The organism is Wolbachia endosymbiont of Brugia pahangi, assembly GCF_012030695.1.
In the GTDB taxonomy this organism is placed as follows: domain Bacteria; phylum Pseudomonadota; class Alphaproteobacteria; order Rickettsiales; family Anaplasmataceae; genus Wolbachia.
Map to the genome: position 1 here is coordinate 424286 of NZ_CP050521.1, position 22940 is coordinate 447225.

The following is a 22940-nucleotide window of genomic DNA, read 5'->3' on the forward strand; positions in this document are numbered from 1 at the left end:
GAGTAGAAAACAATATCCGTAATCAGTGTCAGCTATTCGAATTATGGAAGAAGAGCTTACCTTCCAATCAGATGTTTGTACAGTTATAGGTGGAGTATAAATTTTTTACTTTGGTAGTTTTTCATCATCATTATAACTGCAATAGTGGTTAAGTTAAATAAATATGAAAACTTTCACAAAAATTTTTAAGAGTAAGAGAAAGGAGCTGAAATAATTTTATGAAGAAATTAAGAATTAACAGCTGTCGCTCAAGACGAATTTGCGCATAAGCTTAAAAATATCGCATATAATAGCGTACAAAAGTTTCGCAATTTGCTTGCTAGGGAGTTAAACTTCATCTTCAATAATATTTATCCTCAAAATGTTAATTTGCTGAAACCTAGCCTAGTTGAATACGCTGTAAGTTTGATTTTTATTAACAAAAAGGGAGAAATAGCTTTAATATGGTTTCTCCTTAATGTAGTAGGACAACAGTAAGGAATTTATAGTAAAAAGTTCAAAATTTTCAAGCATTTAGAATTGCTGCTATACAGATTTAACTTAATATTGAATGCGAGAAGTTTAGCTGAAATAGGTGTAGTTTCTCGACATTCTTATGGTATCTCAAAGCCATAGATCCTATTAGCAGGGGAAATCTTACTTACGCTATACACACATATAAGGAGGGTTATTATGTCTATTTCAGCAAGAATATATTGCAGCATAAATCTAAGCCTGGATCTCTTCCAGTGACTTTGAAGGAAGTTAAATCTTTTTTGCGCATTGAAAATGCTCAAGATGATAAGTTGATTTCAAATCTAATTTTTATAGCAACCGATTACGCTGGATGGTATATGAAAAATTCGCTAGTAAAACAAACGTGGCAAGTTTTATTGTGAAGGTTATGTACTTCATAGAATCTATTTAAGCTATGATACTATTAAGGTAATAATATCTGCTACTGCACAATATCTAAAAGTTAAGAGAAGAGAACACTTAAATATCTTTTCAGTTATGCAGGAGACTACGTTGAATTTTTCAATTATTCTTATGCAATAAGGGTTGATGTTGTATATGAAGCCGGCTATGACAGTGTTCCTGGACGGATAAAGCTAGGCATTATGCAGCATGTTTCTGCTCTTTATAAAAATCGTGAAATTGGAGGTGAGTAGATATTTGTCTGAAGTGAAGGAGGTGTATTCCCCATTCCGTGAACCATGGGTTGTTTTTTAAATAAGCGTGGACAAATGGGTCAATTATAGAGAAAATTCAGGTTATAAATGAGTTGTACAATAGCATTTATACAGCACTAAAATGGACTCTAATTTAAGGAAACACGTTACTAAATTTATAATTACTTGCCTAAGCGGATCACTATTCCCTACTTAAGATTGCACATGGTAAATCATAACAACCTTCATACGCTATCCAATTTTGCTACGAAGGCAAGATTCTTATGCGACTTATATACTTATCATATAAGTAGTGCGTTTGCCGTTACAAAACTTATTAACTTGATACTTGAGGGTATTAGAGGTCTTGATAATGAAACCATTTTAAAGAGTGATTGTGCTATAGATCAGCATGATGAAGTCTCACATCGACAATTAACTTTGATATTTTTATAAAAGGGGGTGATAATGAGCAAGTTGCAGCTAAAGATTAAAGGTCATGATAATAATTTTGTCGTGTTAAATAATATTACGAAATTTGAGGTTTACTTTGTATAATACATAGAGAAAATAAAAGATATTTCTTCTTTTAGCTGGGGAAAAGTATTAGGTTGTGCTAGAAGCAGACACATTACAATAAAAATTAACGGAATTTTAGACTCCATATTGGCTGATGAATTGTCATGTAATTCTGCTATATTGAACTCTAATAATGATTATAAAGTTAATTTTAATGCTAGAGAGAAGGTTAGGCTCAGATGTTTATTGAACTGTATGAGAGGTTATATGACCCCGCTGCTTTGACAGCTTCACTATGGTTTTAGCTAGAGCTGAAGTTGTAAATACCCTCCATTAACATCAATTTAATCTTTTCATATACAATAGTAGTTGGTGGAAATTTTAATCAAATTATGAATAGCGATTATCTTTTAGAAAAGGAAACAATAATAGTAGAGAAAATAAAGATTATAGATAGAGAGGGGTTTAAAAAATGAAGTCAGCTAAACCAAGAAGAGCAACACAAAGAGAAAGATATAGCACAGTATATTTAAGGCTACTTAAAAACTTTTAGGGACATTTTAGATCAAATTGATGAAGGAATCAATAGTTTAGATAGTTACAAAAGTGCTATGCAAGTAAAGCGAAGTGTAGGTAGGCTAATAGAAACTTTGTATAGTTAGGCAGCATCTGAAGATTATTGATATAGAATTAAACTGCAAAGCATACTCGTGATAAATTAGAGTCTATGAGAAAGAGTCATGGAAAAACGAAGGAAACAAATAATGGGAGAAGTGTTAAGTGGTATGTTTGCTCAGCAACAAAAGGAGCTAATGAACGCTAAGCACTTAAGCCATGGACATGAGGCAGCAAGCGATGGAGATGTTCATAAAGCAAAGAAACGAATGAAGTCTTTTAAGGGAAGTGTTGTCTTCAGTTATTGCTCATAGAATGGGTCCGAAAAGAAGGGCAGGGGGAAATCGCTGATGACAATGAAAATAAGCTCGTATATATGGTAGGGAAGCAGTTTGGAGGAGTCTACTAGGTGCATTATTGTGAAAGCGTTCTTGACTGCAGTTACTGCTGTTGTGCATGAAATTGCCTAAGCCACTTTCAGTATACTAGTGAGCAGGAGACATCTTTTGCAGAACAAGTTGAAAGGAGCAAGGATGCAGATTCACAACAGGGTCGATCTATATAGAACTCTGTTATCTGAGCAGGTTCTTTTTTTCTGATCATACGCTAAGCTTTTTTCTCAAATAATAATTACACAAGGAATCTATTGTTATTAAGAATTTAGTAAGCTCGAATTATTAGAATAGTAATGTTTATTTTTATATTGACTATTGAGGTTTATTATTTTATAACTAGAACTTAAGTTATTTTAATGAGCTTGGGTTTTTAACATATGCCTACGATAAATCAATTGGTACGTAAGGGCAGATTGAAATTGTCCTGTAAGAAGAAGGTACCAGCCTTGGGGAAAAGCAACCCCCAGAGAAGAGGTGTTTGCACTAAAGTGTACACTACAACCCCTAGGAAGCCTAACTCAGCACTACGTAAAGTGGCTAGAGTAAGAATTAGTGGGTATGGTGAAGTGACAGCTTATATACCTGGTGAAGGCCATAATTTACAAGAGCACTCTGTTGTTTTAATACGTGGTGGTCGGGTTAAAGATTTACCAGGTGTGCGTTATCATATAATAAGAGGTGCTCTTGATCTGCGTGGTGTACAAAATCGCAAAAAGGCTCGTTCAAAATATGGTGTAAAAAAATCTAGTTAAGGTTTTATGGCTCGTCGAAATAAAGCAAGGAAGAGAAAAATAAGTCCCGATTCGCGTTACGATAGTGTTTTGCTGATGCGTTTCATTAATGTAATCATGAAATATGGTAAAAAATCCGTTGCAGAAAAAATTGTCTATAATGCTTTGTCTTCAGCTGAAAAAGAGGTGAATGAAAGAGGAGTGTCAATTTTTGAAACGGCAGTGGAGAATGTTACACCTTCTGTAGAAGTGCGTTCCCGTCGTATTGGTGGTGCAACTTATCAAGTGCCTGTTGAAGTTAAAAAAGATAGAGCTGTTTCTTTGGCGTTGAGGTGGATTGTTAAATCAGCTTCTGCTATGCGAAAAAAAAGTGGAAAAGGGTTTTTTAAGTGTTTGTGCTCTGAAATATTGGATGCATATAATAAACGCGGCGGTGCATTTAAGATGTGTGAAGAAAAATATAAAATGGCTGAAGCTAACAAGGCTTTTTCTCATCTTCGTTTTTAACATTAGCTAATTGATGGTAATATGGAAATTGATATATCCAAATACAGAAATATAGGTATAATGGCTCATATAGATGCTGGTAAGACTACCACAACAGAGCGTATTTTATTTTATACTGGTAAGCAAAATAGAATTGGTGAAGTGCATGATGGTGCAGCTTCTATGGATTGGATGGAGCAAGAAAAAGAACGTGGTATTACAATCACGTCTGCTGCAACAACTTGTTTTTGGAATGGTTATAGAATCAATATAATAGACACTCCCGGGCATGTTGACTTTACTATTGAAGTCGAAAGGTCTTTAAGAGTTTTAGATGGTGCAGTTGCTGTATTTGATGGAGTTGCGGGAGTTGAACCTCAATCTGAGACTGTTTGGCGTCAAGCTGATAAGTATAGTGTTCCTCGTGTCTGTTTTATTAACAAGATGGATAGAATAGGAGTCGATTTTTATCGATGTGTTAATATGATAAAGAGTAAGCTTGGGTCAGTACCTTTAGTCATTCAGCTACCAATAGGGAGTGAAAAAGATTTTAAAGGTGTAGTTGATCTAATTTCTATGAAAGCCATTATATGGGAAGAAGAGACATTAGGTGCTAAATTTTCTTATGAAGATATTCCTTCTGATTTACTTGATAAGGCTCAAGAGTATCGAAATCTTTTATTAGATACTGCTGCTGGAATGGATGATGAAGCAATGAATGCTTACTTTGAATCTAACGACTTGCCAGTAGATTTGTTGAAAAGATGCGTGAGAAGTGGAGCTATCAAAGGAGCATTTGTTCCTGTGTTGTGTGGATCAGCATTTAAAAATAAAGGCGTGCAACCACTTTTAGACAGTATAGTTGATTTTTTACCTTCTCCTGTTGATGTTGATGAAGTTGTTGGGGCCGATCCTAAGGATTTAGAAAAGAAAATTAAGGTTAAACCTTCAGAAAAAGAGAAATTTGTTGCTCTTGCATTTAAGGTGATGACAGATAAATTTGTGGGTAGCTTAACGTTTATTCGTATTTATTCCGGTAAGTTAAAGTCTAAATCTACTGTGTTAAATGCAGGAAAAAATGAGACTGAAGGAATTGGTAGAATGTTACTTATGCATGCAAACAATAGGGAAGATATAAATGAAGCTAAAGTTGGGGATATAGTTGCTTTAGTGGGATTGAAGAAAGCAATCACTGGTGATACTTTATGTTCATCTGATTTTCCTATATTGTTAGAACGTATGGAATTTCCTGAACCTGTTATTGAAATTGCTGTAGAACCTAGAACTACTTCAGATCAGGAGAAGTTGGGTATTGCTTTAAGTAGGTTAGTTGCAGAAGATCCTTCTTTAAGAATGTCAGTGAATGCAGAAAATGGTCAGACTATATTAAAAGGTATGGGCGAGTTACATCTTGAAATCATTACTGATAGAGTAAAGCGTGAATTTAACGTTGATGTCAATATTGGCGCTCCTCAAGTTGCATATCGTGAGACTATTACTAAATCTGTTGAAATTGATTACACGCATAAGAAGCAATCAGGCGGTGCTGGTCAATTTGCTAAAGTAAAGATTTTGTTTGAGCCTCTTGAGGCTGGTTCTGGATTTCAATTTGAAAGTAAAATTGTAGGTGGTGCAATTCCAAAAGAATATATTCCTGGTGTACAAAATGGTCTGGAATTGATAAAAGAAGGAGGTATGGTTTCTGGCTTTCCGGTTATTGATTTTAAGGCTACTCTTATTGATGGTGCTTTTCACGAAGTTGATTCAAGCCCTTTGGCTTTTGAGCTAGCTGCTAAGGGTGCTTTTAAAGAAATGGCAAGTAAGGCTGGCCCAAAAATGTTAGAGCCTATAATGAAAGTTGAGATTATTACACCTGAGGAATATATGGGCGATATTATGGGCGATGTAAATAGTAGGAGGGGACAGGTTTTAAGTATGGAGACACATAATAATAGCACTATAATTCTTGCTTTAGTGCCTCTTGCAAGTATGTTTGGTTATATAAATGTTTTGCGTTCTATGTCTCAAGGAAGAGCTCAATATAGCATGCATTTTTCTTGTTATGAACAAGTACCACAGTATGTGGTCAATGAGTTAAAGTATAATTAAGGGTAACGATTATGACAACAGCAGTAGAAGCTACAGCGCAAGTAGTGGAAGCATTTGGGAAGCCGCATGTCAATGTAGGAACGATAGGACATGTGGACCATGGGAAGACAACATTGACAGCAGCAATAACAAAGCATTATGGAAATTTTGTAGCGTATGATCAAATAGATAAGGCACCAGAAGAGAGGAAAAGAGGAATAACGATTGCAACAGCACATGTTGAATATCAAACGGAGAAGAGACATTATGCACATGTTGATTGTCCTGGGCACGCTGACTATGTGAAGAACATGATAGTAGGTGCAGCGCAGATGGATGCGGCGATATTGGTAGTATCGGGAGTTGATGGGCCTATGCCGCAAACGAGAGAGCACATATTACTCGCGAAGCAAGTTGGTGTTGGGTATATTGTAGTATATATAAATAAAGCTGATGTATCCGATCCTGATATGATAGGTTTGGTAGAAATGGAAGTGAGAGAATTGCTGAGTAAATATGGGTTTCCAGGTGATGAAGTTCCAGTGGTAATTGGATCTGCATTGAAAGCGCTGGAGGATGATGAAGGTGAATATGGGAAGAAGTCAATAGACAAATTAATGGAGAGGTTGGATGATTATGTAGAAGTGCCACCAAGATCTGTAGATTTACCGTTCCTATTGCCGATTGAAGATGTATTTTCGATATCGGGACGTGGAACGGTAGTAACAGGAAGAATAGAAAAAGGGGAGATAAAGATAGGTGATGAGATAGAGATAATAGGTCTGAAAGCTACACAGAAGACAACATGCACTGGTGTGGAAATGTTTAAGAAATTGCTAGAAAAAGGAAGTGCAGGGTTAAATGTGGGGATATTGCTAAGAGGGACGAAGAGGGAAGAAGTAGAGAGGGGACAAGTATTAGCAAAACCAGGAACAATAACGCCGCACAGGAAGTTCAAGGCAGAAGTTTACATATTAAAGAAAGAAGAGGGAGGAAGGCACACACCATTTTTTGCGAATTACCAGCCACAATTTTATTTGAGGACGACAGATGTGACGGGAAGTATAAAATTGCTAGAAGGGAAAGAGATGGTAATGCCTGGAGATAATGTAAGTATAGAGGTAGAATTGCAAGTACCGATAGCGATGGATAAGGGATTGCGCTTTGCAATAAGAGAAGGAGGTAGAACTGTTGGTTCTGGTGTTGTTTCTGAAATTTTGGAGTGGGTATAGTGGCTGAAGTAGAGCAAGTTGCATATATTATAAGTAGAGCTTTTGATTGTTTAAAGTTAGAGAAGTATGTTAAAGAGTTTGTTCGTAGATTTAAAGACAAGTTTAAGCATTCTAGTGCAGAGTTGTCAGGTCCTGTTGCATTACGAAGAAGGAATTCTAAATTTGACTTTAATAGATCTCCTCATGTTGATAAAAAATCTCGTGAGCAATTTGAACAGAGGACTTCTGGGCGGTTGATTGTTTTACATGGTCTTACTCCTGCTATGATGCAGATGCTTGGAGATTCATCTTTTTTTCCTCCTCCTCCTCCTGGCGTAGAAATTTATTTAAAGATCAAGAGAGTTAAATTTAGGAAAGAGAAATGAAGAGAATAAGTTTGCTAAGGAGAATTGGTTTGTTAATGACAAATATTGGTCATACTGCTATATATTCTAATAATAGTCGCGTAGCTGTGACTTTATTACATCTCAGCGAAACTTATATTGTTGATGTGAGAAGGCAAGATAAGTGTGGCTATAATTCAGTTATTTTAGGTATTGGGAATTTTAAAAATATTGCAAAACCACAGTTAGAATATTTAAAGAAGATGGGAATAAGTAATAGATGTAAATTGTATGAGAGCAGATTAAGCGACCTTTCAGGAATAGAATGTGGTAAAAAAGTTGGTGTTAATCATTTTGTAGTTGGTCAATATCTTGATATTACAAGTTATTCCATAGGTAAGGGATTTGCTGGTGTAATGAAGCGACATAATTTTTGTGGGCTCAGGGCATCTCATGGCGTTTCTATTGCTCATAGGTCACAAGGTTCCACTGGTCAATGTCAGGATCCTGGTAGAGTGTTTAAAGGAAAGAGAATGGCTGGTCATTTAGGTAGTAGTAGAGTAACTGTACAGAATATGGAAATATTATCCATTGATCATGGAAATAGTACAATTGTTGTGAAAGGTAATAATGTTCCTGGATTTAAAAATTCTTACGTTTTTGTTAAAGATGCAATTAAAAAGCCTTTACATAAGGATGTTCCTTTTCCGGTAGGTCTGCTGTTAGATGTAAGTGACGATAATGCTAGTAGTTTGGTAAGTTAGTTATGGAATGTAAATTAGTAAATCTATCTAATAATGACGTGGGTACTACTCAGCTTAACCCTTTAATATTTTCTGTTGAGCAAAAATTGAGTATTTTGCATGATATAGTCAGGTGGCAATTAGCAAAAAGAAGAGCTGGTACTCATAAAGTAAAAGGCATTAGTGATGTTTCTGGTACAACAGCTAAGCCTTATAGTCAAAAACGCACCGGTAGGGCAAGACAAGGAAGTTTACGGTCTCCTCAGTTTAGAGGTGGTGGAGTTATTTTTGGCCCTATTGTTAGAAGTCATGCTTATTCTCTTAATAAAAAAGTACGTAAATTTGGTTTGAAAGTTGCTTTATCTCTAAAATACTTAAATAATCAAGTAATTATTCTTAATAATTTAAATATTAATGTGAAGAAAACGTCTGAAATGTGTAAGTATATTCAAAATTTTAAATTTTCTTCTTTTTTGATAGTCGGCGATTATGAAGATAGTTTGCTGCGTGCTGCTAGAAATCTGCACTATGTAAACTTGATCAAGCCTATCGGATTGAATGTTTTTGATATATTAAATCATGAATGCATAATGTTAACGAGTGATGCTTTAAGATATCTTGAAGGTAGGTTGTTATGATTAAATATAATAATATAGTAAAGTGTCCTATAATCACAGAAAAGGCTTCTTTTTTGAGGGAGAAATTTAATAAATATTCTTTGTATGTTTTTGTAAATGTGAATAAGCATAAAATAAAGTCGGCAATAGAGTCTTTGTTTAATGTTAAAGTTTCCTCTATAAACGTTGTTAGAGTTAAGCCTAAGTATAGACGCTTTAAGGGTGTGGTTGGTTATGAAAAAAAAAAAAAGAAAGTATATTTTTCTTTAATGGATGGTCAAAAATTGGATATAATGAGTGTTTAATATGGGTATAAAATTTCTTAATCCTGTTACCCCATCGTCTCGTGGAACTGTATTAGTAAGTAAGATAGGTTTATCAAGAGGTAAGCCAGAAAAGTCTCTTGCGTTTGGTAAAAAGTCTAGTGGTGGAAGAAATAATAATGGTAGAATAACAATTCGTCATAAAGGTGGTGGTCACAAAAAGAAGTATAGGATTATAGATTTTAAACGTAATAGAAATGATCAGGGTGTAGTTGAAAAAATAGAATATGACCCAAATAGAAGTGGGTTTTTAGCGTTGGTGTCATATAAGTGTGATGACACCAAATCTTATATATTAGCTCCACAAGGCATAAAGCCCGGTGATATTGTAATGTCAGGAAGTGACATTGACATATTGCCAGGCAATTGTTTGCCGTTGAAGGGTATACCTATTGGTTCTTTTGTTCACGGTGTTGAGTTGAAGCCAGGTAGTGGTGCTGTAATTGCTCGAGCTGCCGGTTGTTATGCACAAGTTGTTGGTCGTGATGGCAATTATGTTTTGTTGCGGTTAAGGTCTGGTCAAGTTAGGTTAGTTTTGTCTTCTTGTAAGGCTACTATTGGTGTAGTGTCTAATCCTGATCGTAAAAACAGAAAATTGGGTAAAGCTGGGAGAAGTAGGTGGTTGGGAGTTAGGCCTACTGTTCGTGGAGTTGCTATGAATCCGGTAGATCATCCTCATGGTGGTGGAGAAGGAAAAACTTCTGGTGGGCGTCATCCTGTTACTCCTTGGGGTGTTGCAACAAAAGGAAAGAAAACTCGAAAAAAAAATAAGTTTAGTGATAAGTATATAAAGCAATTAAAAGGTTAGTTTATGAGTAGATCTGCATGGAAACCGCCTTTTTGTCATCCTTCTGTGTTAAGGTTGGTAAATAGAGCTTTAAAACAGGGCTCTATTAATAAGGTGATAAAAATTCATTCTAGGGCTTCTGTAATTCTTCCCAATTGTTTGGGTTTAAAATTTGCTGTTTATAATGGCAAGGATTACATCCCTGTCAGTGTTAATGATCAGAATATGATAGGCCACAAGTTTGGTGAGTTTTCACCTACTCGTAAATTTGCTGGGCATAATGGTGATAAAAAGGCGGTAAGAAGGTAGTTGATATGAAAAGCATGGATCCAATAATTGGAGCTAGTTCTAGGATTTTAAGGTCGACTCCTCGTAAGTTAAATTTGGTTGCTGATTTGGTACGTAATAAAAAAGTTTCTTTTGCTACTGTGCAATTAAGATTTTGCGAAAAAAAGGCTGCTGGCCTTATAGGAAAGGTACTAAATTCTGCAATTGCCAATGCTCAATACAATTATGGATTGGATATCGATAATTTGTATATAAAAGAAATTTCAATAGGCAAGTCCTTTACTTTACGTAGAATATGTCCAAAAGCTATGGGTAGAGCTAATAGAGTTAGTAAGCATTATAGTAATATAACTATAAAATTAAGGCAAATAGTATGATTTGTAAGAGTAAAAAATTAGTGAAGAAAGTGTAAAAATATGGGACAAAAGGTTAACCCTATAGGGTTCAGGTTAAAAATAAATAATAATACCTGGGATTCTGTTTGGTATGCTAATAAAGATTACAAAGAGAAATTGCATCAGGATTTATTTATTCGCAGTTACATAAATGAGTCTTTTAAGCATGCTGGTCTTTCCAAAATAATTATAGAGCGCAAAGTTGATTTATTGTCTGTGACGATACATTCTTCTAGACCTGGGGTGATCATAGGTAAAAAAGGCTTGGATATTGAAAAGGTAAAACAAAAAATAGCTGAAAAAGTAAAAAATAGTGTGGAAGTAAATGTAGTGGGAATCAAAAGGCCTGAGATAGATGCGGCTTTAATATCAAGCAGCATCGCACAACAGCTAGAAAAAAGGGTTTCGTTTAGAAGGGCAATGAAAAAGGCCATTCAAAGTTGTTTAAGAATGGGAGGTGGGGGTATTAAAGTAGGTTGTTCTGGGCGTCTTGGTGGAGCTGAGATAGCTCGTACTGAATGGTATAAAGAAGGTCGTTTGCCTTTGCATACTTTACGTGCTAATATAGATTATGCTTTTTGTGAAGCGAAAACTATATATGGTATTATAGGAGTTAAAGTTTGGGTTTATATTGTTAATTAAGGTGTGTTGAAATGTTTGTACCAAAAAAGAGTAAATATAGAAAGGTATTTAAAGGGCGAATTAAGGGTAATACAAAGGGTGGTAGCACATTGTCTTTTGGAGATTATGGCTTAAAAACTATAGAAGCAGGTAGGGTTCAGTCTAAGCATATTGAGACTGTGAGACGTGTGATATCTAGAACATTGAAACGTTCTGGTAAAATATGGATAAGAATTTTTCCTGATACTCCTATTAGTAAAAAACCAACAGATGTGCGGATGGGTAAAGGAAAAGGTAGTGTTGAATTTTGGGTGTTTAAAGCTAAGCCTGGTAGGGTATTATTTGAAATTAGCAGCGACGTTCCCATGCATTTAGCAAAGTTAGCACTTGAAAAGGCAATGGCTAAGCTTCCTGTAAAGTGTAAGTTTATATCTAATTATAGTTAAGTGGAGTTACAGTGGATATAGCTGATATTAGATCAAAGTCCTCACAAGAGTTGCATGAAATTCTTGTAAATTTGAGGAAGGAATTTGTTAATTTGATTTTTCAAAAAAAGTTAGGGCAGTGTAATAATATTTCTCGTTTTAGCTTGATAAGAAAGAGTATAGCCCGTATTTTAACTGTATTAAATGAAAGAAGAATAGAGGGAAAGAGTGCCTAAGAAGGTTTTTTGTGGTGTTGTAACTAAAGCTAAATGTGATAAAACTGTGAAGGTTTCAGTATTACGGGTGTATAAAGATAAACTGTACAAGAAAGTTATAAAGAGGTATAAAGAGTACACAGTGCATGATGAAAATAATAGTTGTAAAGAAGGGGATAAGGTTTTTATACAAGAGCATAGGCCCATTTCTGCTACTAAAAAATGGGTTATTGTTCGAGTGGAATAAGGTATTTGCATGATTCAAAAAAATACATTATTAGAAGTAGCTGATAATTCTGGTGCGCGTGAAGTGCTCTGTATTGGCTTGTTGGGTGGTAGAAAATCTGCATCCATAGGTGATACAATTGTTGTGTCCACTAAGTCTGTTAACCCAAAGGGGAAGGTCGAAAAGGGAAAAGTATATAGAGCGGTTGTTGTTAGAGTGAAAAACTGTATTAGAAAGTCTGATAACTCTGTAATTCGTTTTTCTAGCAATGCTGTAGTTTTAGTTAATAATCAAGGTGAACCGCTTGGTACTCGAGTATTTGGCCCGGTAAAGAAGCTGCCTTCTGGTTCTTTTATGAAGATAATGTCATTAGCTGTTGAGGTTTTATAATGAGTGCAAAAATAAGAAGTGGTGATGATGTTATAGTTTTAACTGGTAGAGATAGAGGCAAAATTGGTAAAGTAATCAAAATTGTAACATGTAGTGCTAAAAGAAAGGCAGTTATTTCTGGAATAAATGTGCACAAGAAACATGCTAAGCCAAAAGCTGGTAGTAGTGGCGGTATAATAAATAAAGAATTAGCTATTGATATATCTAACATTGCAATATTGGATCCTAAGTATAAAGCTCCAACTAGAGTAGGGTTTAAAGTTATAGATAGTAAAAAAGTACGTTTTGCAAAAGTTTCTGGAGAAGTAATAGGCTAGGTTGGTATGTTTAAGGAATTGTATAGAGATAGCATAGTAAAATCCTTAAAGGATAAGTTCAACTATGGCAATATAATGCAGGTACCTAAGCTTGTCAAAGTGTGTATTAATATGGGTGTTGGAGGTGCTGCTACAGACAATAAAGCAATAAATGAACCATTTGATGATCTATATTTAATTGCAGGACAAAAACCTGTATCGACATTTGCAAAGAAGTCCATTTCTGGTTTCAAGATAAGAAAAGGTGCTACAGTAGGTTGTAAAGTAACTTTACGTAGAGATAAAATGTATGAATTTTTAGAAAGGTTGATATATGTTGCTTTACCGAGAGAAAAAGATTTTAGAGGGTTTAGTGTGAAACAATTTGATGGTAATGGTAATTTCTCTTTTGGTATAAAAGAACATATCTCATTTTTGGAAATAGATTACGATAAAATAAGTAAAATTAGAGGTATGGACATCAATATTGTAACAAGTACAGCCAGTGATAAAGAAGCGAAAGAGTTATTGCTAGCTTTTAAGTTTCCCTTTTTTGATTAGTTAAGAGAAGAGATATATGGCAAAAAAATCTATAGTACAGAGAAATCTTCGTAGAATAAAATTATGTGATCAATATGGAGAGAAAAGAGAAAGATTGAAGTCTATAATAAACAATAAGAGTATACCTATTGGCGAGAGGTTTGCAGCTCAAAATAAGTTAATAAAAGAATTACCTAGAGATTCTTCTAAAATCAGAATTAGAAATAGATGTGCTTTAACTGGAAGGCCAAGAGGAGTATATAGAAAATTTGGTTTATGTAGAATTGTTTTACGTGGTTTGTGTTCTTTTGGGAAAATTCCAGGGATCACAAAGTCTAGTTGGTAAGTATAATATAGGGAGTATATTGTGGCATTATCTGATAGTATTGGCGATTTTTTAGCAAGGATACGTAATGCTCAATTGGCGATGCATAAGACGACAAGAGTTTTGTTCTCTAAGGTAAATTCTTCTATACTAAAGATCTTAAAGGATGAAGGATATATTCTTGATTACCAAAAAGAGGTTGTGGGTAATATACCATCTTTCGTTGTAAAATTAAAGTATTATGAGAGATCACCTGTAATTAGTGATATAGTTAGAGTATCGAAGCCAGGGTGTCGTTGTTATTCTAAGTACAAGGATATTTCTAAAGCATATAATGGACTTGGTATTTTTATTATATCTACATCCAAGGGAGTGATGACTGATTACGATGCACATAAGTTAAAGTTTGGTGGAGAAATTTTGTGTCGTGTATTTTAAGTAATAGGAGAAATTTATGTCTCGTATAGGTGCAGCACCTATCAATATTCCTGCTGGTGTTTCAGTTGAATGTAATGATGGTAAGGTGTTAATAAAAAGTGCTAAGGCGGAAAAAGAGCTTAGGCTATGTAGTGATATTGTGTGTCAGGTTACTGATAACCAGTTAGTGCTTTCTGTTGATCAAGGCAAAGATGGTTACAATGAGATAAAACCTATATGGGGCACTTATAGAAGTAATATTAATAATATTATTAATGGTATAGTTAATGGTTTTTCTGTTGATCTTGAGATTAACGGTATTGGATACAAAGCAGAGTGTGATGGTAAGTATTTGACTCTATATCTTGGTTATAGCCATAATATTAAGTATAAAGTGCCTAAAGATGTTGAAATTAAGTGTATAAAGCCAACTCACTTGGTGGTTAATGGTATGGACAAGCAAAAGGTCTATGTGATAGCATCTGATATATGCAAAATTAGAAAATATGACCCCTATAAAGGTAAAGGTATTGTAATAAAAGGCAAGTTTATGTTGCGTAAAGTTGTGAGTAAAAAGAAGTAATTAAGATGAGAAGGTTGTATAATTTTTTAAGTAATTCTGAGAAGAGGAATTTACGTAATAGAAAGAAGCTCAACAGTGGTGTTAAGCGTTTACGTATATCCATATTTAAATCTAATAGGCATTTTTATGCTCAGTTAATCAATGATGAAAAAGGAGTAACTCTCACTTCTGTTTCTACTTTGGATGCTAAAATTAAGGATGTATGTAAAAGGGGGATCAATACTGAAACTATAAAGCAGGTTTCTTCTTTAATGATTGAACGCCTATCTAATATGAAGTTAGAACAAAAATTGGTATTTGACCGTGGAGCATATAAATATACAGGGTTGGTTTCTCAGTTTGCTGAAGCCTTACGAAGCTCTGGATTTAAATTTTAGAATATTTTAAATATGACTATAAAGAATTTCCAAAATAATAATGATTGGTCAGAGCTTTTAGTTTCAGTACGGAGAGTAACAACAGTCACCAAAGGTGGTAGGAGGTTCTCATTTTCAATTTTGGTTGTTGTTGGAGATGAGAAGGGTAGAGTGGGATGTGGAATGGGTAAGCATGCAGAAGTTGCTGAAGCAAGGATAAAAGCTGTAAATGCTGCAAAAAAATCGATGATTAGAGTGTATTTACGTGAAGGTAGAACTTTGCACCATGATATTAAGGCTAAATTTTGCTCTGGTGAAATAGTTTTAAGAGCAGCTAGAGCTGGAACAGGCATTATTGCTGGGGGAGCGATTAGGTCAGTTTTTGAGGTGTTGGGCATAAAAGATGTAGTAGCTAAATCTACTAGGTCAAATAATCCTCATAACGTTATATGTGCAGTATTTAAGGCCTTTGATAATATGTTATCTCCTCGTCAAGTGGCGAGCAAAAGGGGTAAAAAGATTAGCGAGGTAGTCGGAAATAGGTAAAGTATGAATAATGCTATAAAGTTAAACTCTATATTTACTGAATTATCGAAGAAAAAAAAGCCTAAATTAATAGGTAGAGGTATTGGTTGTGGTAAAGGTAAAACATCTGGTAGGGGACATAAAGGGCAGAAGGCTAGAAGCGGTACCTCTATAAATGGATTTGAAGGTGGACAACAGTCTATATATACACGTTTACCTAAAAGAGGTTTTAATCCCATACGTAGAAACATATGTTCTATAATTAATGTTGGTGATGTGCAGCGCTTAATAGAGGCTAAAAAAATAGAAAAAAACTCTGTTATAGATAAGGAGATACTGCATAAATTAGGTTTTATAAAATCTATCAAAGATAAAATTAAGCTTCTTAATAAAGGTAAGCTAAATGAGAGATGTGTATTTCATGTTGACTTTGCGTCAGAAGCTGCAAAGAAATCTGTAACTTCAATTGGTGGTAGTGTGGAAATACTATCATAAGTAATGGGCAGCAAGTCAGCGTTTAATAGTTTAGATCCTGCTTTATTATATAAAGGTGATTTATTAAGGCGTATGCTTTTTACGCTAATAGCTTTAATTTGTTATCGTTTAGGTACTTATGTACCTATTCCTGGAATTAATCTTGATATAATTAATGATATATTCCCTAAAGAAGGTGCTGGTATTTTTGGAGTATTTAATCTATTTTCGGGTGGGGCATTAGCTAGGATGACCATTTTAGTATTGAATGTTATGCCATATATAGTTGCATCTATAGTTATGCAATTATTATCTTCTGCCGTTAAAGGAATTAATGAAGTTAAAAATGACGGAGAATTAGGACGTCGAAGGATGAATTCCTACATACGTTATATGACCATAGTGTTTTGTATATTTCAATCAGTTACTATTCTGATTGGGTTAGAAAGAATGAACAGGGAAGGAACATTAGTTGTAATCGAACCTGGTGTTATGTTTCGTACAGTGGGTATTTTCAGCCTTTTGGGTGGAACAATGTTTCTAATATGGCTTGGTGAGCAAATCAGCGCTAGTGGTATAGGTAATGGTATCTCATTAATCATCTTCACAGGTATAATATCAGAGTTGCACAATGCTTTTTCCTTCCTGTTAACATTAAATAAAAACGGTAGCATGTCGTTGCTTATTATCCTTTTTGTTTTTGTGTTATTTTTTTTACTGCTACTTTTAATTATTTTTGTAGAATCTTCTTATAGGAAAGTCACTGTTCAGTATCCTAAAAAGCAGTTTAAAAGATTGCATAGTGACGACTTTACTTATATCCCGTTAAAGATTAATTTATCTGGTGTAATACCTACTATTTTTGCCAATGCGATTTTATTAACGCCTGTTTCAATTGCAAACTTCTATAAGGGGCATGCTTTTTCTGATTTTATTTTAAACTACTTTATGGCAAACAAAGTAGTTTATATTGCAGCTTATTTAGCGCTTATAGTGTTTTTTAACTTTTTCTATACTAATTTTATATTTAATCCAGAAGAAAATGCAGATTTTCTTAAAAAAAATGGTGGTTTTATACCTGGTAGAAGACCAGGAAAACACACTTCTGATTACCTTCAAGATATAGTTTTTAAATTAACTTTTATTGGTTCCGCATATCTGGTGGTCATATGTACTGTGCCTGAAGTTATGAGATATTATTATGATATGCCATTTATTTTTGGTGGGACGAGCTTGTTGATTATAGTTAATGTTACTACTGATACTATTATGCAAATACAATCCTATATCTTTTCGAATAGATATGATAGCTGGATAAAAAAATATGAGTCTAAAACAAAGAAATTAAGATGATTATTACAATTTTTGGTCCTCCTGGTTCCGGTAAAGGCACTCAGTCAAGCTTGTTAATAGAAAGGTATAACTTAAAGTTAATTTCAGTAGGGGATTTATTGAGGAATATTATATCTAGTGGTAGTGAATTAGGCAAAAAAATAAAAGATACTGTAGAATCTGGTAATTTAATTCAAGATGGAGTTATATGTGAATTATTATATGACCAGCTTGCATTGATGGATGATAATTTTTTGTTCGACGGTTTTCCAAGAAATCTAAATCAAGCTCATTTCTTAACTCAGGTTTTGCGGGAGAGATATAATAGAGATGTGGATATCGTAATTGAATTGCAGCTTAACGATAAGGTAGCAATTGACAGATTAAAAAATCGTCTCGTGTGCCTGGACTGTAAAAGTGTATACAGTACATCTTCTTTCAAAGATGATAATAATCTTGTTTGTACGAGATGTAAAAGTGCAAGACTAGAAAAGAGAATTGATGATTCTGACTTATCTGCAATTGATAGAAGAATAGGCGAATATCACGTCCAAGTAAAGAGTCTACGTGAGTATTACAGAGATAAATTATTAATGATTGACGCTAATCTTAATGTTGATCAGGTAAAACAAGAGATTGAAAGTAAAATTTCTTGCAGTTTAGTTTGACTCTGAGTTGTTTTATGATATAAATTAAGAATTATTATTAATAAAATATCGGAGTATCAGTGACGCGTATTGCAGGTGTAAATGTTCCAGTAAAGAAATGTATTCCTTTTGGATTAACTTATATATATGGTATAGGTATTTCTACTGCAAATATAATTTGCCATGCTTGCGGGATTGACAAGAGTAAACGTGTTTCGGAATTGCGAGATAAAGATATAGAAAAAATCAACAGCTTCATTAGGCAAAATTATTCTATAGAGGGTGATCTCAGAAAAGAAGTGGCTATGAATATAAAGTCTTTAGTAGAGATGGGGTGCTATAGGGGAGTGAGACACAGAAAAGGTTTACCTGTAAGGGGGCAAAGGACTCATACCAATGCTAAAACTCGTAAAGGTAGATCTCGTTTGCCTATTGCTGGAAAAGAATGAAATTTATTATTGTGAGTTTTAATGAAAAAGGTCAGAACGGTTGGTAAAAGCGCAAAGAAGTTTGTTACTGGGGTTATTCACATTCGTGCAACTTTTAATAATACTTTCATAAATGTGACTGATGTTCAAGGTAACACTCTGTACCAAACTTCCGTAGGTGCACATGGTTTTTCAGGCTCAAGAAAGTCTACACCTTATGCTGCGGGTAAAGCCTCAGAGGTTGCTGCAAAAACTGCGATAGAGAAATTTGGTATGAAGGTTGTTTCTATAATAATTCGTGGCCCTGGTTTTGGTACCGAGGCTGCAGTTAAAGCACTTCAGAGCTGCGGGTTAACAGTTACCTCAATTGCAGATAAGACTGCAATTTCTCATAATGGATGTAGGTTAAGAAAAAAAAGAAGGGTATAAGATATTTGAAAAGGTTATTTTATGTATTATGACGACGGTATTTCTGTTTTTGACAGTTTAGATAAATTAACTAAGCCTAATTCAATGAAAGTAGTATCAAGTGACTCAAGTGAAAAGGGTGATATAGTGCTAGAACCATTGGAAAGTGGTTTTGCTTTAACATTAGGTAATGCATTAAGGCGTGTAATGTTGTCTTCTCTTATAGGTAGTGCTGTTTATGGGATAAAAATTGATGGTATAACTCATGAATTTACTTCAATTCAAGGAGTAAGAGAAGATGTGACTGATATAGTATTGAATATGGGTATGTTGAGGTGTAAATTAAATGGCACTTCTAATAAATGCCTAAGCTTGAGTGCTAAAGGGCCTTGTCAGGTATTAGCTGGGATGATAGAAACTGATGATCAGTGCTCTATTGTTAATAAAGATCTGCTGATATGTACACTGGGACAGGATGTAGAGCTCAACATGACTATATATGTGGCTAGCGGAAAAGGTTACCTTCCCGTAACTAAATATAAGGAAAATGAATTTTTGAAGCCTATGAATGAGCAGGATCTAATTAGTTTTATTCCGGTTAATGCTTTATATAGTCCTATAAACAGAGTTTCGTATAGAGTAGAAAATAGTCGTGTTGGTCAAGTTACTGATAAGGATAAATTGATATTGTCAGTTGAAACTGATGGTACAATTTCTCCGAGTCAAGCTGTTGACTCTGCTGCAAGGATATTGCAGGAGCAACTTCAGCCTTTTATTAGCTCTGATATAAGTTATAAAAAATCACAGGCTTCTTCGCCTAGTGGTTATAAAGATTTGGGTTATGACCCTATCTTATTGCGTAAAGTAGATGAAATGGAGTTATCTGTTAGGTCTCATAATTGTTTAAAGAATGAAAATATTACTTATATAGGTGATCTTGTACAAAAGACAGAAAGTGAAATGTTAAGAACTGCTAATTTTGGGAGAAAGTCTTTAAATGAAATTAAGGCGGTTTTAAATAATTTTGGCTTATCTTTGGGTATGGATATACCAGATTGGCCACCTAAGGACATAGATGAATTGGCTAGGCAACATACTGATGAAGATTAGGTGATATATGAAACATAAAATAAAAAAACGTAAGCTATCTCGTTGTACTGAACATAGATTATCGATGTTAAAGAATTTATCTATTTCATTAATTAATCATGAGCAGATTATAACTACTTTACCGAAGGCTAAGGAGCTTCGTCCGTATGTGGAAAAGTTTATTACGATTGCTAAGAATAAGAATACTTTACATGGTAGAAGGCTACTACTTTCGCGCCTTCATAATAATAAATTGGTAGTTGATAAGTTGCTAAATGTTTTAGCTAACCGTTATCAAGGTTGTAAAGGTGGTTATTCTAGAGTAATGAAATTTAGTACTCGAAAGGGTGATTGTGCTTCAATGGCAGTAATAGAACTAGTTAATAGGGATGTTACAGCAAAAGGTAAGGTTTGTGATAAAAATAAAGAGAAAAATGAAGTAGCGACGAAAAGTTAATTATTATCATAGTTTCTTATGGTGAGTAGATTGCACTGTTTTGTAGGTTATTTTGGTGAGTTATTAATTTTATTATATTTGAAGTTGAAATGGTATTATGTTATAAAACACTGTTATTGTTGTAAGTTTAGTGAAATTGACTTAATTGTATCTAAAAAAAAAGAGCTGATTTTTATAGAAGTTAAAGCAAGCCTGCTTGAAGAAGATATATTAATATCTTATCTTCAGTATCAATCTATTGTAAACTCCTCTAAATATTTCCTAAGTGAGAAGCTTAGTTTTTTAGATTATCCAATCAGATATGATTTATGCTTCCTTTCCTTAACAAAGAGGGCCTGCCTATATAAAAAATGCTTGGCTTGAAGAGTGAAAGGTTTATATAGATAATTTAGTATGAAAAGGACCCAATACAATAATTTAGTTTCATCTTACGCTAGAGCGCTGTTTCTTGTCTCAGAGAATAAGCTAAGTGTTGTAAGAAAAGAAGTGGAATTTTTGTTAGCTTTTTTTAAAAGTCAACATGATGTCTTTATATACCTATCCCATCCTATGATTTCTTTTGCACGCAAAAAAGAAGTAATATTTTCTGTAAATGAACACTTGAGTGAGAGTTTAATGAAATTTATTGCAGTTATATTTGCAAATAAGCGCTCTAATTTATTAATCTCTGTATTAGAAAAGTTCTTAACTCTTGTAAGAGAAAGTGAGAATGAATTAGAAATTACTATAAAGTCAGCGGAAACTTTAAGCGAATCCAATATAAAAATAATTACTGAATCTTTGAGCTTTCTTGGTAAAATAGTAAGAGTGGACAATGCGGTTGACCCTTCTATACTAGGTGGTTTTATAGTCAAGTATGGTTTTAATTTAATTGATGCTTCGTTGAAAAGTTACTTAGATAGGTTAGTTGATTTAAGTAAAGTGGAAATATTAAAAACAAGGAATTTTATATGAAAAATAGTATAAATACTTCTGAGATAGTAAATATAATAAGAGAGAAGGTTGAGGCATTTGATAACCCTATAAAAAAGGAAAATATAGGTGAAGTGATTTCAGTGACTGATGGTATTGCATTGGTTTATGGGCTTGAAAAAGCAAAATTCGGTGAAAAGGTATTTTTTACAAGTGGTGTAGAAGGAATAGTGCTTGATTTGGATCATGATACAGCTGGAATAGTAGTACTTGGTAATGACCGTGACGTGAAAGAAGGGGATACTGTAAAATGCAGTGGTGATGTTATGCAAGTGCCTGTAGGGCATGAGTTATTGGGAAGAGTTGTAAATGCATTGGGCCATTCTATAGATAACAGTGGGGAGATTAGATCTAAGAACAGAATGGATATGGAATCTAAAGCACCGGGTATCGTTGACCGTAAATCTGTACATGAGCCCCTGCAAACAGGAATTAAAATTATAGATTTGCTGATTCCAATAGGTAGAGGGCAGCGTGAATTAGTTATCGGCGATAGACAAATCGGTAAAACTACTATTGCGCTTGATACTATTGTTAATCAAAAGAAGATTAATGATGAAGTAGACGAAAATCAGAAAGTTTACTGCGTTTATGTTGCTATTGGACAAAAAATTTCAACTGTGGCAAAAGTAGTAAATAAGCTAAAAGAAAGTGGAGCATTAGAATATACCACTGTAGTTGTGGCTAGTGCATCTGACTGTGCACCTATGCAGTTTTTGGCTCCTTATGCTGGTTGCACTATTGGAGAATTTTTCCGTGATAATGGGATGCATTGCTTGGTGGTATATGATGATTTATCTAAGCATGCTGTAGCATATAGGCAAATGTCTTTACTGCTGAGACGTCCTCCTGGTCGTGAAGCTTATCCTGGAGATATATTCTATGTGCATTCCCGTTTGCTTGAAAGGGCTGCTAAAATGTCTGATGAGAAAGGACGAGGATCTCTAACTGCTTTGCCAATTATTGAGACTCAAGCTGGTGATGTATCTGCATATGTTCCAACTAACGTGATTTCGATCACCGATGGACAAATCTTTCTCGAGTCTGAATTGTTTCATAAAGGATTTCGCCCTGCGGTAAATATAGGTTTATCAGTTTCACGGGTTGGTTCTGCTGCGCAATTGAAATCCGTCAAAAAAGTTGCTGGTTCTATAAAGTTAAGTTTAGCTCAATATAGAGAATTAGAAGATTTTGCAAAGTTTGGTTCTGATCTTGATGCTAGTGTTCAATTGTCTTTAAATAAGGGTAAATATCTTGTTGAGCTATTAAAGCAGAAACAGCATTTACCTATGCCAGTGGAAGAGCAAGTAGTTCTGATGTACATTTTTTCTAACCTGTATGATCAGTTAAGTAGAATACAAATAAGTGACATCAATAAATTCAAATATGACCTTATTAATTATTTTCATACTACGTACCCTGAAGTTTTAAAAAAGTTGTCAGACAGTATGAGTGATGATATAAAAGATGATATTTTCAATATTGTGAGTAATTTTGTTGCTCAATTTAATGGCGTTTAGG

At 34.3% G+C, this 22940-nt stretch carries 34 protein-coding genes and 2 pseudogenes; all 36 read left to right on the forward strand.

What is annotated here, in order from left to right; all coding sequences use genetic code 11:
* Positions 1–695 precede the first annotated feature (695 nt).
* The 36 genes and pseudogenes from WBP_RS05620 (at position 696) to atpA (ending at position 22939) form a co-directional block, all read left to right on the forward strand.
* A complete protein-coding gene (locus WBP_RS05620; RefSeq protein WP_011256546.1) occupies positions 696–878 on the forward strand; it encodes a phage head-tail connector protein in 183 nt (60 codons plus the stop codon).
* Positions 879–1237: 359 nt separating this feature from the next.
* A pseudogene (locus WBP_RS06200) lies at positions 1238–1645 on the forward strand (DUF3168 domain-containing protein).
* Positions 1646–2410: 765 nt separating this feature from the next.
* Entirely contained in the window at positions 2411–2599 is a 189-nt protein-coding gene (locus WBP_RS05630; RefSeq protein ID WP_225416071.1) for a hypothetical protein, read from the forward strand.
* 458 nt (positions 2600–3057) lie between these two features.
* Positions 3058–3432 carry a 30S ribosomal protein S12 gene (gene rpsL, locus WBP_RS02060; protein ID WP_011256545.1) on the forward strand — a complete coding sequence of 125 codons (375 nt, stop codon included), beginning with the start codon at positions 3058–3060 and terminating at the stop codon, positions 3430–3432.
* A gap of 6 nt (positions 3433–3438) precedes the next feature.
* The gene (gene rpsG / locus WBP_RS02065; RefSeq protein WP_011256544.1) at positions 3439–3918 is read left to right on the forward strand and encodes a 30S ribosomal protein S7; all 480 of its coding nucleotides are present in this window, start codon (positions 3439–3441) and stop codon (positions 3916–3918) included.
* 21 nt (positions 3919–3939) lie between these two features.
* On the forward strand, positions 3940–6006 hold the full coding sequence (gene fusA / locus WBP_RS02070; protein ID WP_167895908.1) for an elongation factor G: 2067 nt from the start codon (positions 3940–3942) through the stop codon (positions 6004–6006).
* 11 nt (positions 6007–6017) lie between these two features.
* On the forward strand, positions 6018–7217 hold the full coding sequence (gene tuf, locus WBP_RS02075; protein WP_167895909.1) for an elongation factor Tu: 1200 nt from the start codon (positions 6018–6020) through the stop codon (positions 7215–7217).
* Positions 7217–7582, forward strand: coding sequence for a 30S ribosomal protein S10 (gene rpsJ / locus WBP_RS02080; protein WP_011256541.1), 366 nt, complete (start codon positions 7217–7219; stop codon positions 7580–7582). The genes tuf and rpsJ overlap by 1 nt, the downstream gene beginning before the upstream one ends.
* Positions 7579–8304 carry a 50S ribosomal protein L3 gene (gene rplC / locus WBP_RS02085; protein ID WP_167895910.1) on the forward strand — a complete coding sequence of 242 codons (726 nt, stop codon included), beginning with the start codon at positions 7579–7581 and terminating at the stop codon, positions 8302–8304. Before rpsJ ends, rplC begins: the two co-directional genes overlap by 4 nt.
* 2 nt (positions 8305–8306) lie before the next feature.
* Entirely contained in the window at positions 8307–8921 is a 615-nt protein-coding gene (gene rplD / locus WBP_RS02090) for a 50S ribosomal protein L4 (protein ID WP_011256539.1), read from the forward strand.
* Positions 8918–9205 (forward strand): 50S ribosomal protein L23, encoded by a 288-nt coding sequence (locus tag WBP_RS02095; RefSeq protein WP_011256538.1) that lies wholly within the window; start codon positions 8918–8920, stop codon positions 9203–9205. Before rplD ends, WBP_RS02095 begins: the two co-directional genes overlap by 4 nt.
* 1 nt (position 9206) lies before the next feature.
* Complete coding sequence (gene rplB / locus WBP_RS02100) at positions 9207–10031, forward strand: 50S ribosomal protein L2 (protein ID WP_167895911.1); 825 nt, start codon at positions 9207–9209, stop codon at positions 10029–10031.
* Between the two features lie 3 nt (positions 10032–10034).
* Complete coding sequence (rpsS, locus tag WBP_RS02105; RefSeq protein ID WP_011256536.1) at positions 10035–10319, forward strand: 30S ribosomal protein S19; 285 nt, start codon at positions 10035–10037, stop codon at positions 10317–10319.
* Between the two features lie 5 nt (positions 10320–10324).
* On the forward strand, positions 10325–10675 hold the full coding sequence (rplV, locus tag WBP_RS02110; RefSeq protein WP_167895912.1) for a 50S ribosomal protein L22: 351 nt from the start codon (positions 10325–10327) through the stop codon (positions 10673–10675).
* A 39-nt stretch (positions 10676–10714) separates the two neighbouring features.
* A complete protein-coding gene (rpsC, locus tag WBP_RS02115) occupies positions 10715–11335 on the forward strand; it encodes a 30S ribosomal protein S3 (RefSeq protein ID WP_011256534.1) in 621 nt (206 codons plus the stop codon).
* An 11-nt stretch (positions 11336–11346) separates the two neighbouring features.
* A complete protein-coding gene (rplP, locus tag WBP_RS02120; protein WP_011256533.1) occupies positions 11347–11760 on the forward strand; it encodes a 50S ribosomal protein L16 in 414 nt (137 codons plus the stop codon).
* Between the two features lie 11 nt (positions 11761–11771).
* The gene (gene rpmC / locus WBP_RS02125) at positions 11772–11975 is read left to right on the forward strand and encodes a 50S ribosomal protein L29 (protein WP_167895913.1); all 204 of its coding nucleotides are present in this window, start codon (positions 11772–11774) and stop codon (positions 11973–11975) included.
* Entirely contained in the window at positions 11968–12201 is a 234-nt protein-coding gene (gene rpsQ, locus WBP_RS02130; protein ID WP_011256531.1) for a 30S ribosomal protein S17, read from the forward strand. Before rpmC ends, rpsQ begins: the two co-directional genes overlap by 8 nt.
* Positions 12202–12210: 9 nt before the next feature.
* Entirely contained in the window at positions 12211–12570 is a 360-nt protein-coding gene (gene rplN, locus WBP_RS02135) for a 50S ribosomal protein L14 (RefSeq protein WP_011256530.1), read from the forward strand.
* Positions 12570–12887, forward strand: a complete 318-nt coding sequence (rplX, locus tag WBP_RS02140; protein WP_167895914.1) for a 50S ribosomal protein L24 — start codon at positions 12570–12572, stop codon at positions 12885–12887. Before rplN ends, rplX begins: the two co-directional genes overlap by 1 nt.
* 6 nt (positions 12888–12893) lie before the next feature.
* Positions 12894–13427: a 50S ribosomal protein L5 gene (gene rplE / locus WBP_RS02145; RefSeq protein ID WP_167895915.1), complete on the forward strand. Its 534-nt coding sequence runs from the start codon at positions 12894–12896 to the stop codon at positions 13425–13427.
* Positions 13428–13443: 16 nt separating this feature from the next.
* Positions 13444–13752 carry a 30S ribosomal protein S14 gene (rpsN, locus tag WBP_RS02150; RefSeq protein WP_167895916.1) on the forward strand — a complete coding sequence of 103 codons (309 nt, stop codon included), beginning with the start codon at positions 13444–13446 and terminating at the stop codon, positions 13750–13752.
* Between the two features lie 21 nt (positions 13753–13773).
* Positions 13774–14169 carry a 30S ribosomal protein S8 gene (rpsH, locus tag WBP_RS02155; protein WP_011256526.1) on the forward strand — a complete coding sequence of 132 codons (396 nt, stop codon included), beginning with the start codon at positions 13774–13776 and terminating at the stop codon, positions 14167–14169.
* A 16-nt stretch (positions 14170–14185) separates the two neighbouring features.
* Complete coding sequence (rplF, locus tag WBP_RS02160; RefSeq protein ID WP_167895917.1) at positions 14186–14731, forward strand: 50S ribosomal protein L6; 546 nt, start codon at positions 14186–14188, stop codon at positions 14729–14731.
* A 5-nt stretch (positions 14732–14736) separates the two neighbouring features.
* A complete protein-coding gene (rplR, locus tag WBP_RS02165; protein ID WP_011256524.1) occupies positions 14737–15108 on the forward strand; it encodes a 50S ribosomal protein L18 in 372 nt (123 codons plus the stop codon).
* 12 nt (positions 15109–15120) lie between these two features.
* Complete coding sequence (rpsE, locus tag WBP_RS02170) at positions 15121–15633, forward strand: 30S ribosomal protein S5 (RefSeq protein WP_011256523.1); 513 nt, start codon at positions 15121–15123, stop codon at positions 15631–15633.
* A gap of 3 nt (positions 15634–15636) precedes the next feature.
* The gene (gene rplO, locus WBP_RS02175; RefSeq protein ID WP_011256522.1) at positions 15637–16107 is read left to right on the forward strand and encodes a 50S ribosomal protein L15; all 471 of its coding nucleotides are present in this window, start codon (positions 15637–15639) and stop codon (positions 16105–16107) included.
* 3 nt (positions 16108–16110) lie between these two features.
* Entirely contained in the window at positions 16111–17439 is a 1329-nt protein-coding gene (gene secY / locus WBP_RS02180) for a preprotein translocase subunit SecY (protein ID WP_011256521.1), read from the forward strand.
* Positions 17436–18086, forward strand: a complete 651-nt coding sequence (locus tag WBP_RS02185) for an adenylate kinase family protein (protein WP_167895918.1) — start codon at positions 17436–17438, stop codon at positions 18084–18086. The genes secY and WBP_RS02185 overlap by 4 nt, the downstream gene beginning before the upstream one ends.
* Before the next feature lie 59 nt (positions 18087–18145).
* Positions 18146–18514 (forward strand): 30S ribosomal protein S13, encoded by a 369-nt coding sequence (gene rpsM / locus WBP_RS02190; protein WP_167895919.1) that lies wholly within the window; start codon positions 18146–18148, stop codon positions 18512–18514.
* 21 nt (positions 18515–18535) lie between these two features.
* A complete protein-coding gene (rpsK, locus tag WBP_RS02195; RefSeq protein WP_167895920.1) occupies positions 18536–18922 on the forward strand; it encodes a 30S ribosomal protein S11 in 387 nt (128 codons plus the stop codon).
* 21 nt (positions 18923–18943) lie between these two features.
* Positions 18944–20011, forward strand: a complete 1068-nt coding sequence (locus tag WBP_RS02200) for a DNA-directed RNA polymerase subunit alpha (protein ID WP_167895921.1) — start codon at positions 18944–18946, stop codon at positions 20009–20011.
* A gap of 7 nt (positions 20012–20018) precedes the next feature.
* Complete coding sequence (gene rplQ / locus WBP_RS02205) at positions 20019–20447, forward strand: 50S ribosomal protein L17 (RefSeq protein ID WP_167895922.1); 429 nt, start codon at positions 20019–20021, stop codon at positions 20445–20447.
* 18 nt (positions 20448–20465) lie between these two features.
* Positions 20466–20817: pseudogene (locus WBP_RS02210) on the forward strand (YraN family protein).
* A 23-nt stretch (positions 20818–20840) separates the two neighbouring features.
* Positions 20841–21401, forward strand: coding sequence for an ATP synthase F1 subunit delta (gene atpH / locus WBP_RS02215; RefSeq protein ID WP_167895924.1), 561 nt, complete (start codon positions 20841–20843; stop codon positions 21399–21401).
* Complete coding sequence (gene atpA / locus WBP_RS02220; RefSeq protein ID WP_167895925.1) at positions 21398–22939, forward strand: F0F1 ATP synthase subunit alpha; 1542 nt, start codon at positions 21398–21400, stop codon at positions 22937–22939. Before atpH ends, atpA begins: the two co-directional genes overlap by 4 nt.
* Position 22940: the final 1 nt, after the last annotated feature.